Annotated in this window: 9 protein-coding genes; 4 read left to right on the top strand and 5 right to left on the bottom strand. The window is 70.2% G+C overall.

Features of this window, described 5'->3' with window-relative positions; all coding sequences use genetic code 11:
* Window positions 1-121 precede the first annotated feature (121 nt).
* Window positions 122-1,177, bottom strand: coding sequence for a CPBP family intramembrane glutamic endopeptidase (locus CDO52_RS23535; protein ID WP_232524300.1), 1,056 nt, complete (start codon window positions 1,175-1,177; stop codon window positions 122-124).
* Window positions 1,178-1,425: 248 nt separating this feature from the next.
* Between CDO52_RS23535 and CDO52_RS23540 the strand changes: the two genes are divergently transcribed.
* The gene (locus CDO52_RS23540; protein ID WP_026126412.1) at window positions 1,426-3,588 is read left to right on the top strand and encodes an elongation factor G-like protein EF-G2; all 2,163 of its coding nucleotides are present in this window, start codon (window positions 1,426-1,428) and stop codon (window positions 3,586-3,588) included.
* A gap of 92 nt (window positions 3,589-3,680) precedes the next feature.
* Here the strand turns inward: CDO52_RS23540 and CDO52_RS23545 are convergent, their stop codons facing one another.
* Together CDO52_RS23545 and CDO52_RS23550 are read right to left on the bottom strand one after the other, a co-directional pair.
* Complete coding sequence (locus CDO52_RS23545) at window positions 3,681-4,478, bottom strand: M48 family metallopeptidase (protein WP_033302351.1); 798 nt, start codon at window positions 4,476-4,478, stop codon at window positions 3,681-3,683.
* A gap of 242 nt (window positions 4,479-4,720) precedes the next feature.
* Window positions 4,721-6,616: an amidohydrolase gene (locus tag CDO52_RS23550; protein ID WP_232524301.1), complete on the bottom strand. Its 1,896-nt coding sequence runs from the start codon at window positions 6,614-6,616 to the stop codon at window positions 4,721-4,723.
* 553 nt (window positions 6,617-7,169) lie between these two features.
* On the opposite strand from CDO52_RS23550, the gene CDO52_RS23555 reads away from it, so the two are divergent.
* Entirely contained in the window at window positions 7,170-8,291 is a 1,122-nt protein-coding gene (locus CDO52_RS23555) for an acyltransferase family protein (RefSeq protein ID WP_017621748.1), read from the top strand.
* An 87-nt stretch (window positions 8,292-8,378) separates the two neighbouring features.
* Here the strand turns inward: CDO52_RS23555 and CDO52_RS23560 are convergent, their stop codons facing one another.
* The gene (locus CDO52_RS23560; RefSeq protein WP_017621749.1) at window positions 8,379-9,371 is read right to left on the bottom strand and encodes a CDP-alcohol phosphatidyltransferase family protein; all 993 of its coding nucleotides are present in this window, start codon (window positions 9,369-9,371) and stop codon (window positions 8,379-8,381) included.
* Window positions 9,372-9,616: 245 nt separating this feature from the next.
* Here CDO52_RS23560 and CDO52_RS23565 point away from each other — a divergent pair, with 245 nt between their 5' ends.
* On the top strand, window positions 9,617-11,056 hold the full coding sequence (locus CDO52_RS23565) for a GuaB1 family IMP dehydrogenase-related protein (RefSeq protein ID WP_017621750.1): 1,440 nt from the start codon (window positions 9,617-9,619) through the stop codon (window positions 11,054-11,056).
* Window positions 11,057-11,253: 197 nt separating this feature from the next.
* Here the strand turns inward: CDO52_RS23565 and CDO52_RS23570 are convergent, their stop codons facing one another.
* On the bottom strand, window positions 11,254-11,757 hold the full coding sequence (locus tag CDO52_RS23570) for a nitroreductase family deazaflavin-dependent oxidoreductase (protein ID WP_017621751.1): 504 nt from the start codon (window positions 11,755-11,757) through the stop codon (window positions 11,254-11,256).
* Between the two features lie 251 nt (window positions 11,758-12,008).
* Between CDO52_RS23570 and CDO52_RS29595 the strand changes: the two genes are divergently transcribed.
* Window positions 12,009-12,698, top strand: a complete 690-nt coding sequence (locus CDO52_RS29595) for an ATP-binding cassette domain-containing protein (protein ID WP_094932710.1) — start codon at window positions 12,009-12,011, stop codon at window positions 12,696-12,698.
* Window positions 12,699-12,772 lie beyond the last annotated feature (74 nt).

Genomic DNA, 12,772 nt, shown 5'->3' on the forward strand with positions numbered 1-12,772 from the left:
CACGGAAGGACGCACGTGTCTCCCCGGTAGGGGAGGCACTACCGGCGTGTACGTCGCCGCAGCGGAGAGGCGGGTTTCCGCTTCGTCCCCACCCGTCCCCTCCGGTGACTCGTGACACGCCTCACCTGGACGACGCGCCGCGCCGTCGCCGACCGCCGCCGGACCGAGCGGGCCGTCGAACAGCACCCTGGTCGGCGGACCGGCCGCGCCCACGGCGACCGCCCCTCCGCCCGGCACCGCGGCCCCCGCTGTGGCCACCGCGATCGCCGCCGGGGAAGAGCAGGCCGCGCACGTCGATGAGGATGTGCAGCAGGATCGGGATGATCAGGCTTCCCGTTCCCAGGTAGACCACCGTGAACAGCACACCGACCAGGCCGGGGCCGACCAGACCCCACCAGCCCTGGTAAAGGTGGGCGATCGCGAAGAGCACGCAGGAGATGATCGCCGCCGCCCACACCGGCAGGCCGAAGCTCACGCCGAGGGCGATGAACAGGCCGCGGTAGAGCAGTTCCTCACCGACACCCGCGGTCACGGCCAGCGCCGCGGCCAGCCGCCGCTCGGCGGCCGTGTGCGGGGTGAGGGCCTCGATCACCTCGGCGCCGGGGGTCGGCGTGGCGGGCAGCTGGGGGCCGGAGCGCTCCGGATCGTCCGGGTAGCCCTCGGGGCGGTGGTCGGAAGCGGCGTCCGGTCCGGCAGCCGCGTTGGCACCGATGCCGTAGGGCGCGTCGTATCCATGCCCCTGGTCGGGCGCGTAGCCGTAGGGTTCGTCGGCTTCGGGGGCCGCGGGACCGCGCCGCCGGCCGTGCCCCTTCCCCTTCTTTCCGCCGCCCCTGTTCCGGCCGAGCAGCCAGATCACGGCGCCTGCCACGGCGAAGCCGACGAGGGCGGCCAGCAGTGGGCCCCACTGGTCCGGCGCGCGCAGACCGAGGTCGGCGAGGGTCAGGGCGGGCGAGAGCACCAGGATCACGACGATGAGCGCGACCCAGAGCCACTGCAGGGCGATGGTCAGGCCGTAGAACCTCACCAGCGCGCCGGTTTCGGTCTCGCGTCGGCGGCGCAGCCAGGCGTAGGCGTAGCGTCCCAGAATCGGCTCGCCAATGGCGGCGTACGCCATCAGAACGATCCCGAGGATCATCGCGATGAGACTGAATTGGGGAATGCTCTCGGACCACGGCACGGCCACAGCCTAAGAGATTGGGACGGCCGCCACGCCGATTCTGGTCATGCCGCTGTTCAGTTTTCCGGCACCCCCGCACCACCTGCCGCTTCGCCACCACCACGGCACCCTGTGTTACCCCCCGTTTCCCCAAATGACCCCTTGTGATATCCGGCGTGAAAGGTGACGGTAGAGAGTGTCCCGCGTCACACTCGACGCGGACCGCCGGCGTCATCCGCATGGGAGTCGTAGGAAGAAGGTTGGGAAGCATGGCGGACAAATCCGGTCCAGCGACCACCGGCAGGGCACTTAAGGCCGACCGACCGACGGACATACGCAACGTCGTGCTGGTCGGCCATTCCGGAGCAGGAAAGACGACGCTGATGGAGGCCCTGCTGCACGCCTCCGGTGCCACGTCCCGGGTCGGGCGGGTCGAAGAGGGCACGACGGTCAGCGACTACGACGACGTGGAGATCCGGCAGAAGCGCTCGGTCAACCTCGCGATGGCCCCGTTCCGCTCGGGAAACGTGAAGGTGAACCTGCTGGACACGCCCGGCTACGCCGACTTCGTGGGCGACCTGCGCGCCGGGCTGCGCGCGGCCGACGCCGCGCTTTTCGTCGTCTCGGCGCTCGACGGCGTCGACGGCCGCACCCGCCTGCTGTGGGACGAGTGCGCGGCCATCGGCATGCCGCGCGCCGTCGCGATCACCAAGATCGACCACCACCGCGCCGACTTCGCGGGCACCGTGCAGGAGTGCCAGGCCGCCTTCGGCGACGGCGTCCTGCCGGCCTACGTTCCGGTGTACTCCGGCGAGGGCGACGCGCGCACCGTGCGGGGCCTGATGGGGCTGATCTCCCAGCGCTACTACGACCACTCCGGGCCGGAGCGGACCGAGAGCGCGCCGCCCGAGGGCCTCGACGGCGAGATCGACGCCATGCGCAACGCCCTGATCGAGGGGGTGATCCAGGAGAGCGAGGACGAGACGCTCATGGATCGCTACATGGAGGGCGGCGACCTCGATCCCGAGATGCTCATCACCGACCTGGAGGCGGCCGTGGTCCGGGGCGGATTCCACCCCGTGCTCGCGATCTCCTCGACCCAGGGCATCGGTATCCAGGAGCTGCTCGACGAGCTGCCCCGTTCCACGCCGTCGCCGGTCGAGCGGCGGCTCCCGGACGATGTGACCACGGTGGACGGTAAGCCCGTCACCGGGCTGAGCTGCGACCCCGACGGCCCGTTGCTGGCCGAGGTGGTCAAGACCGTCAGCGACCCGTACGTCGGCCGGGTCAGCCTGGTGCGCGTCTTCTCCGGAACGATGCGCCCGGACGCCGTCGTCCACGTCTGCGGGCACGGTCTGGCCGAGCGGGGGCACGACGACCACGACGTCGACGAGCGCATCGGCGCACTGTCCATTCCGATGGGCAAGAACAGCGAGCCCTGCGGCGAGGTCATCGCGGGCGACGTCTGCGCCGTCGCCAAGCTCACCCAGGCCGAGACCGGCGACACGCTCTCCGACAAGGAGCGCCCGCTGCGCATGCCGCCGTGGTCGTTCCCCGAGCCGCTGCTCCCGGTGGCGGTGAGCGCCGCCGCCAAGAGCGACGAGGACAAGCTGTCCCAGGCGGTCTCCCGGCTGTCGTCGGAGGACCTGACCCTGCGCGTGGAGGTGAACCCGGAGACCCACCAGATGGTGCTGTGGTGCACGGGCGAGGCCCATCTGGACGTGGCGCTGGACCGGCTGCGCGAACGCTACGGTGTCCGCGTCGAAACCGATGACGTGCGCATCCCGCTCCGGGAGACCTTCGCGGTCCCGGCCCAGGGGATGGGCCGCAATGTCAAGCAGAGCGGCGGGCACGGCGAGTACGGCATCTGCAAGATCGAGGTGGAGCCGCTGCCGTCGGGGGCCGGGCTGGAGTTCGTCGACAAGATCGTCGGCGGCGTGGTGCCGCGCCAGTTCATCCCGTCGGTGGAGAAGGGCGTGCGCTCCCAGATGGAACACGGCGTGAAGTCGGGCTACCCGCTCGTGGACATCCGGGTCACCCTGTACGACGGCAAGGCGCACTCGGTGGACTCCTCCGACATGGCGTTCCAGAAGGCGGGGCGGCTTGCGCTGAAGGACGCGGCCGAGCACGCGAAGACGTCGATGCTCGAACCCGTGGACGAGGTGGCGGTGCTGGTGGCCGACGATTACATGGGGGCGGTGATGAGCGACCTGTCGGCCCGGCGGGGCCGGGTCATCGGCACCGAGGCCCTGGAGAACGGGCGCACCCTGATCCGCGCCGAGGTACCCCAGCTGGAGATCACCCGCTACGCCGTCGACCTGCGCTCCGTCTCGCACGGCACCGGCACGTTCGACCGCCGCTACCTGCGGCACGAGCCATTGCCGCCGCAGCTCGCCGAGAAGTTCCGGCAGGAGGAGCAGGCCACCTCGTAATCCGGGGGCCGCGCCGCGCCCGCCCCACCACCGGCCCGACCACCACGGCGAGCCGACCCGCCGTCGGCGCTGCCCACGTACGCCGGTGGCCGTCACAGCACGCGGCCGGGGCGGGACCGGTCGCTCAGCGCGTGGAACCGCCACGTGTTCACCGGATGGCTGGAGAGGAGGTTCGCCAGCATCACAAAGAAGCCCTGGTCGGTTGCGGCCCGGTCGGCGATGTCCGCGAAGTCGACGTGGCGGTACAGGTACTTGCCGGCGGCGAGGATCCGCAGCCCCTCCACGCCCTCGGGGCAGAACGCGTAGGCGTGGTTGTCGGCGGTGTACTCCTGGGCGCGGTTGAGCGTCATCCCGATCCCCGGAATGACGTTGGCGACCGACACCCCGAACTGCCGCCAGTAGGAGGCGTGGCCGGCCGCGATGTGCCCGACCTCGTGGCCGATGACGAAGCGGAGCGTATCCGGGTCCCGGAGGCGGCCGCCGACCTCGAACAGGTCGCTGGTGATGGCGACGTACCGGCGAAAGCCGTGTCCGGACGCGAAGGCGTTGATCCGCCCGTTGCCGAGCACCACATATGCGTCGGGGACCCGCGGAAGCCCGAGCTCCCGCGCGGCGTCGACCACCATCCGGTGGGCCTCGGGGAACTGGTTCTCGGAGATGCGCACCCCGTCCGACCGCTGCCGGGCGTAGAGTATCCCGCGGGCGAAGAAGACCGCTCCGGGCACGCTCAGCAGGAGTAGCGGCTGCCCGCTGTCGCCGCCGAGCGACCGGTTCACGGCCCCCACGACCGCCAGCACGGTGACCGCCACACATATCCCCAGGAACACGTTCTCCCGTGGATGCCGCAAATGCCGTCGGCGACGCCGATTCCCCCACGAGGCCCACCCCATCCGCCCATTGTGGTGGCGGCACATCGGCAGCGTCCTCCGCAGCGGTGATCTCAGGGGAATGGGCCCGCTGTCGCGCCGACCACCCGGACGGTCCCTCGAGGTCAACGACGACCGGCCCACCTCCTGCTCCGGGGAAGCCGAGCCGAGTTCGCGCTCCATCGCCGCGGTGATCACGGCGGAAGTCCTCGGCTCTGTCCGTTCTGCCCGAACAGAGGCCGTGATCACCGCGAGGAGTGCCGAACCTAGAGCCGGAAGGGAGGCTCCTCGCGCGGCGGGTCCTGCCCCGGCTCGGGCTGCTGTTCGTAGGGCTGCGGCTCGGAGGCGTCACCGGAGGCCGGGCGGTCGTCCGGCGCGTAGGTACCCGGGACGTAGGGCGTCGCGCCCGGAGGGGGCGGCGGCGCGGAGATCGGGGCACCCTGGGGCGGCGGGGCCGCGACGGGGGCGCCCTGGGGCGGGGCAGGAGACGGGGCCGGGGCCTCGTCGGCCAGCAGCTGTGCCATGTTCGCCTGCCGGGTGGACCCCTCCGCGTCCTCCTGGTGCCGGCCCTCGCCGGTCTCCTCCAGCAGCGCGTCCATGTCCGCCGACTGCGTGGACTCACCGATGTTCTCGTCGGGCACACCGCCGTCGGTGCCGCCCTCAAGGCCGGACTCCGGAGCGATGGACGGGACGAGCGGCGCGGACGGTTCCGCCGCCGCGACCGGGGCCGGTTCGGCGACGGTCGGGGCGGACGGCTCGTGCGCGGGCGCGCCATCCGGCGCGAACGGCCGCTGTGCTCCATCGACCTGGAACGCCTGCTGCGCCCCGGTCGGCACGATGTCGTCCTCCGCGCGGCCCAGGTAGGTGAGGGCGCCGATGGTCAGCGCGGCCAGCCCGGCCCGCAGCGTGGGCTCGCGGTCCGGGGCGAAGAACGGCGAGTGGTTGCTCGGCACCCCGGCCAGCTTCTCGTAGGGCGTGTCACCCGGCGCCGCCGCCCACACGTCGTGGGGGGTCGCGCCGACGAACCAGTAGACGTAGGGGATCGGATCCGGGTCGCCGGGCAGCCCGAAGACGCCGAAGTCCTCGCTGCCGGTCACCGGCTCGGGCAGGTCGATGACGTACCCGTCGCCGAAGTACGCGCGGTGCGCGGCGGCGACGTCGTGGGTGTGGTCGGGGTCGTTCGCCGTCACCCCGGCCTGCTGCATCACGGTGATCTCCGGTTCCCGCGGCGCGCCCGACGCGGCGGCCTCGGCCCGCACGATCCGTTCGATGGCGGTGCGCAGCCGATCGGCCACGAGCGTGTTCAGCGCCCGGGTGTTGATCTCCAGGTAGGCCTCGTCGGGGATGATGTTGGACTTGGTCCCGGCGCGCACCATGCCGACCGTCACGACCGCCATCTCGCTCGGGCTGATCTCCCGCGCGACGACCGTCTGCAGTCGGGTGATGATGTTCGCCGCGATGACCACGGGGTCGACGGTGGCGTCCGGCCGCGAGGCGTGGCCGCCGGATCCGAAGACGCGCACGCTGGTCGCCTCACTGGCGGCCATGAGGACGCCCTCCCGGTGGGTGACCATCCCGGCCGGCTGCGGGCCGATGTGCTGGCCCAGCACGACGTCGGGGCGCCCGAAGCGGGGGTACAGGCCGTCGGCCACCATCGCGGCCGCGCCCTCGATCGTCTCCTCCGCCGGCTGGGCCACGACCATGAGCGTGCCCCGCCAGTGGTCGCGTGCCTCGGCGAGCAGGTCGGCGGCGCCCACGAGGCACGCGGTGTGCGCGTCGTGGCCGCAGGCGTGCATGATCGGGACCTCGCCGCCCTCGGCATCGGTCCCGCGCGCGGTGCTCGCGTAGGGCAGCCCGGTCTTCTCCTCCATGGGCAGCGCGTCCATGTCGGCGCGCAGCATCACGGTCGGACCGTCGCCGTTGCGCAGAATGCCGACGACACCGGTGCCACCGACCCCCGTGTGGACCTCGAATCCTGTGCGCGTCAGCCACTCGGCCACCGAGTTCGCGGTCCGGTACTCGGCATGCGAGAGTTCCGGATTCTTGTGCAGGTCGACGTAGAACCCTTCCACCAGAGGAAAGATCTCATCGACAAGTCGCATGACCACGCCGCCGTGCTTGGCTACACGTTGTGGATCGACCGCTCGCGGCACTGCTTCCACCGCCTTCTTCCATCGGTTCGGCAGGCGGCCGGGGGGTGTCCGGCCACTTCACCGGCGGACGTCCGCCGCGCTGATTGTCTCGCTCGCCCCGGTGAATCTCAAACTCCCGCGATGTCGCCCCACTGCGTCCGCTTATGCCAGGACACGCCCGATTCACTGGGTGCGAACGCTGGGAGAATGCTGAGCAAGTGCCCAGTTTTCTCCGCGCCGCCAGGGCCGCCGCTAGCGTCGTGCCTTGCGGGGAGAAGCAAACCGGGGTGGACGACGGACCGCGTGTCGTAGCCGCACCAACCCCCGCCAGAGCGGCATCCACCACCGATGACGCACGATCTATCACCTCAGGACATGGCCTGATTCCGCCGGTAACGGTAGTGTTCCGTCCCAGGGTTCACAGCGAATTCTCAGGCTTTGGCCATCGGACCCGACACCCACACCGTCCTGCCCATCGCGATGGCAGCGGCACGCCCCCGCTCCGTGCCGAGGAGGACCGGTGGCCCGCACGTGCCCGGCACGTCCCCACAGCCCCGATATCCGGTGACTTGGAGACACACCAGTGGCCTCAATCTCGACACGCCCGTCCGAACCCGACGCAGGCACCGCCGACCCGTCACGGGAGCCGCCGTCGGACCCATCACCGCCCAAACGACGCGACGCGCTACTCGACAACGCGAAGTTCCTGCTGATCCTGCTGGTGGTCATCGGCCATGTCATCGAGCCGACCACCGACACGCGCGAGGCCAACACGGTCTACTTCTGGATCTACCTGTTCCACATGCCCGCGTTCGCACTGATCAGCGGGTATCTGTCGCGGTCGTTCGACGGTTCCCCGCGGCGTATCGACCGCCTGCTGACGACGGTCGCGGCGCCCTACCTCATCTTCTGGGGGATCTACGCGCTGCAGTCCCTGACCGCAGAGCGCGGCCTGCCCGACGGCCCGCTCGATCCGCTGTGGTTGACCTGGTTCCTGGCGGCGCTGTTCGTGTGGCGGCTGACGGTCCCGCTGTGGAAGCGGATCCGCTGGCCGTTCACCGTCGCGATCGCGATCTCGCTGTTCGGCGGCCTGGCCGTGACCGGCGACGCGCTCGGCATCTCCCGGATCATGAGCCTGCTGCCGTTCTTCGTCGGCGGACTGCTCCTGGAGAAGCGCCACTTCGAGCTGCTCAAGACCACCTGGGTGCGGGTCTCCAGCGCCGCGCTCATGGTCGTGACGTTCATCCTGTGCTACGTCTACCTGGAGCAGGTGAGCCGGGAGTGGGTCTACTGGCGGGAGAGCCTGGCCGACCGCGACGTCGACATCCTGCCGGTGGGGCTGCCCGGCCGCATCCTCTTCCTGATGCTCGCGTTCGCGCTCACCGCCGCGCTGCTCTCCCTCACCCCGCGCCGCACCACGTGGTTCACCCGGCTGGGCGCGCTCACCATGTACGTCTTCCTGCTGCACGGACTGGTGATCCGGATCGCCGACCAGTTCGGCTGGTACGACTACTCCAACGCGGTGTTCGGCCCGCACGGCTCCTTCGTGGTCAACTTCCTGGTGTCGATCCCCATCACGCTGGTGCTCTGCTCTCCGTGGGTGCGGCGGGCCAGCCGGTGGGCGGTGGAGCCCTCGGTCGGGGGGATCATTCGCCAGGGCACCGACACCGGCTCCGCTCCGCCTCGGGAGCGCGCCGCCACCTGAGCCGCCTCCGACACACCGTTGATCTCGGCAAAAAGCACCGAATACCCGCGGGTATTCGGTGCTTTTTGCCGAGATCAACGGAAGCGGTCAGCCCTGGAGCTTCGTCAGCTCCGTGGTGAAGTCGCGGGTGGCCAGCCACAGCTTGTAGATGATGATGACCTCGAAGGCCGCGAGCCCGAGGCAGGCGAGGACGGCCACCGGGATGATGAGGCTGCTCAGCGGCGCGACCAGCGAGACGAGCGCGGTCAGCGGAGCGACGACGCACACGAACATCTCGAACTCGATGCCGCTGAACAGGTGCGGGCGGACCCGGCTGCGCAGCAGGGCGTCGCGCACCCGTTCGTACCACCCGAACTTCCGGCTGAAGCCCTGGTGCACGTCGATGACCTTGGCCCCGGCCGGGTGGGCGCCAGAGCGCACCTCGTCGGCCTTGAGCTGGGGGTTGTCCCGCAGCACCTCCTCCATGAAGACGACCGGGGCGCCGTCCCCGTCCTCGCTGCCGTCCTGCGACGCCGCGTTGGCCTCGGTGCTCTCGGGGTCGTCGACCGCGCCGTCCACGGCCCGGCCCTCGGCGGCGGCGCGCAGCTTCGCTCGCATGGCCTGCCGGGTCTTGGCCACCTGCGCGCCGTTGAGGTAGCGGAACAGGTCGAGGAAGATCGCCACCGGCGCCAGGATCAGGTAGGCGACCTCACCTGTGGCCACCCACTGGCCGATCAGCAGCGCCAGCATGCAGCCGAAGAAGCGGATCCGGTCGAAGACGAAGTCCACCCACGCGCCGAAAACGGAACCGTTGCCCTTGAGCCGCGCGATCTTGCCGTCCATGCAGTCGAGCACGAAGCTCAGGTGGAACAGCAGCGCGCCGAGCACCAGCCACGGCCAGTCGGCGAGCGCGAAGCACACCGCGGAGCCCAGCCCCAGCACGCCCGCGCCGAACGTGATCTGGTTCGGCGTGATGTTCGTGCGGTTGGCGGTCCACACCACCAGCCGGGATGCCAGCGGGTCGACGAGGAAGACCGTCCACCAGGCATCGCGGCTCTTGTATGTGCGCTCGCGGACATCCGCGAGTGTGAAGCTCGTCATGTCATCTCCTGCGGAACTCCCGTCCGGTGCCACGTGTCGAATCTCGACGACGCTGGGGGATCGCCCACGATCCAGAGGGAGGGGAGGGGTAGGTGTGTCAGCCGAGATCATTCCAGACGACGTGTCACCTGGGCTAATCGGTGCGGCAATAATGGGTAGGTAAGAGGGGGTTCGACCAGGTATCGACTCATTCGAGTGGAGCCCGGTACCGTCCGCCCCGAACGGCATCGACCGAGGTAGCAGGCGTGCACTTTCTGAACAACCAGGTTCCCGACCATGACCTGACCTACAGTGACGTGTTCATGGTCCCCCGGCGGTCGGCCGTGGGATCCCGGCTGGACGTGGATCTCGCCTCGCACGACGGCACTGGCACGACCATCCCCATCGTAGTCGCGAACATGACCGCGGTGGCGGGCCGCCGCATGGCCGAGACGATCGCCCGCCGCGGCGGGATCGCCGTGATCCCGCAGGACATTCCGATCAATGTCGTGACCGAGGTCATCAGCTGGACCAAGCAGCGTGACCTGGTCATCGACACCCCGATCACGCTCGGCCCGGACAGCACAGTCGGCGACGCGCTGAACCTTCTGCCCAAGCGGGCGCACGACGCCGTCATCGTCATCGACGACCAGCGGCACCCGCTCGGCGTGGTCACCGAGGCCGACTGCCTGGGCGTCGACCGCTTCACCCAACTGCACGAGGTGATGTCCACCGACCTGCTGACGATCCCGGTGGGCACCGACCCGACGGAAGCCTTCGGAACGCTGCACGACTTCCGGCACCACCTGGCGCCGGTCGTCGACGCCGAGGGCGCGCTGGTCGGCGTGTTCACCCGGACCGGCGCGCTGCGCTCCACCATCTACCAGCCGGCGCTGGACGACAACGGGCGGCTGCGCGTCGCCGCCGCCATCGGCATCAACGGCGACGTGGCGGGCAAGGCCAAGGAGCTGCTGGAGGCCGGGGCCGACGTCCTGGTCATCGACACCGCGCACGGCCACCAGGAGAAGATGATCAGCGCGCTGGGCAAGGTCCGCGCGCTGGACCCGCAGGTGCCGATCGTGGCCGGCAACGTCGTCACCGCCGAGGGCACCCGCGACCTCATCGAGGCCGGAGCCGACATCGTCAAGGTGGGTGTGGGGCCGGGCGCCATGTGCACCACGCGGATGATGACGGCCGTGGGCCGCCCGCAGTTCTCCGCCGTGCTGGAGTGCGCGGAGGCAGCGCACGAGCTGGGCAAGACGGTGTGGGCCGACGGCGGTGTGCGGCACCCGCGCGACGTCGCTCTGGCCCTGGCCGCCGGTGCGTCCAACGTGATGATCGGCTCGTGGTTCGCCGGGACGTACGAGTCCCCGGGTGACGTCATGCGCGACGCGCAGGGCCGCCTGTACAAGGAGAGCTTCGGCATGGCCTCGGCGCGCGCCGTCAAGCTGCGGACCTCGGAGGACTCCGCGTTCGACCGCGCGCGCAAGGCGCTGTTCGAGGAGGGCATCTCCTCCGGGCGGATGTACCTCGACGCCGAGCGTCCGAGCGTGGAGGACCTGCTCGACGACATCATCGCGGGCGTGCGCAGCTCGATGACCTACGCCGGCGCGACGACGCTGGAGCAGTTCCACGAGCGCGCCACCATCGGGGTGCAGAGCGCCGCGGGCTACAGCGAGGGCAAGCCGACGCCGAGCGGCTGGTAGTCCGGCGCGGTCACATCGGAGGTCCGCACGGAATCGAGGCGGCCTCGGCCGGGCGCGGGAGAAAACGCGTCCGGCCGACATTCCCGCGGAGGGGAGTCCCCAGTCGACGTCGGGGTCTCCCCTCCCGCGTTCCCGGTGACGTGGACGGCCGCACCGGGCGCGCATCGACCCCGCGGTACGGGGCCTGCGGGAACGGCTCAGATGGCCGGCTGTGTGGCGGCCTCGCAGATCACGACCGGGATCACCCGGTCGGTCCAGGACTGGTAGGCGTCGTAGTCGGGATAGAGCTCGACCAGCCGCGGCCACAGCTCGGCCCGCTCCTGTTCATCGGCCACCCGAGCACGCATACGGCGCATGCGGCCACCGGTCTGCACCACAACGGTGGGTTCCGCCAGGAGGTTGCGGAACCACATGGGGTTGCGCGCCCTCCCGCCCTGTGAGGCGACGAGGATGACGCGCTCGCCCTCGGGGGTGGAATCGCTCAGGTAGAGCAGCGGCGTGGTGCGCAGACGGCCGCTCTTGCGCCCCCGGGTCGTCAGCAGGCATACCGGGATGCCGTCCGGGGCGCCGCTGTGCGCGGGGAACTTCCCGCCGATGTATCCGTCGGTGGCCCGATAGGCGAACGTGTTCACGCGCGACACGACCTTGAGGATCCGCGTGGTGAGCGGCGAATCGAGCGCGGGCGGACGCTGACGGGGCATAGCGGGACTCCTCCGTGTACAGGGGGGATGGCTCCTGACGCTATGACGGCCCTCCCTGCCATGGGAACACATCCGAAAGAATTGGCCGATTTCAGCCATTTCCTGCGCTTGCGCACGATCTCCGTGAGCCCACTCCCCTCCCTGCAGACAGCGCTGTGTCGCACCCCACGTTTGCGGGCGCCGCGAACACAGCCTCGGACGTATTATTTTTGAACTGACTAGTCAGTTCAAAAACGTGAAGGGGGCTGGGGATGCGCCGGGCCACAGGAGCCAGAGTCGAAGCCGACCACCTCGGACTACACACCCGCCAAGGCACCGTCTACACCGACATCACCTTCACCGCCCGCCCCGGCACCATCACCACCTTCCACGGCGAAGCCGGCACCGGCCGCACCGCCCTCCTGCTCACCCTCGCCGCACGCATGACCCCCACCCACGGCACCCTCACCATCGACGGCCACCCCCACCCCACAAAGCCCGCACCATCCGCCAAATCACCGCCCTCGGCCTCACCGACGGCGTCAACGACCTCGACGACCGCCTCCGCGTCCAAGAACACCTCACCGAACGCCACTACCTCCGCCTCCGGCCCGCCAACCGCACCCTCACCAACGCCGCCCTCACCCACGCCGGACTCGCCGACCTCGACACCACCCGCCTGGTCACCGACCTCACCACCAACGAAAAACGCCGCCTGGGCATCGCCCTCGCCCTCATCGACGAACCCCGCCTCCTGCTCATCGACAACCTCGACCACGGCCTCTCCCCACCCACCAAACCCACCTCTGGGACACCCTCACCGCCCTCGCCGACCACGGCCTCACCATCATCACCACCACAACCAACACCACCCACACCCCACCAACACCACCCTCCACCCCTCACACGACCAGAGGACGAGGGTCCGCCGCCGCTGCCCCAGGGGCGGCACCGGCGGCTGAGCCTGGGGGGACTGTTCGGCCGGGGCGACAGCGCGGGTGGCGGTGACGCGGCCGAAACGAACACCGACGAAACG

Source organism: Nocardiopsis gilva YIM 90087, from assembly GCF_002263495.1.
Classification (GTDB): Bacteria; Actinomycetota; Actinomycetes; order Streptosporangiales; family Streptosporangiaceae; genus Nocardiopsis_C; species Nocardiopsis_C gilva.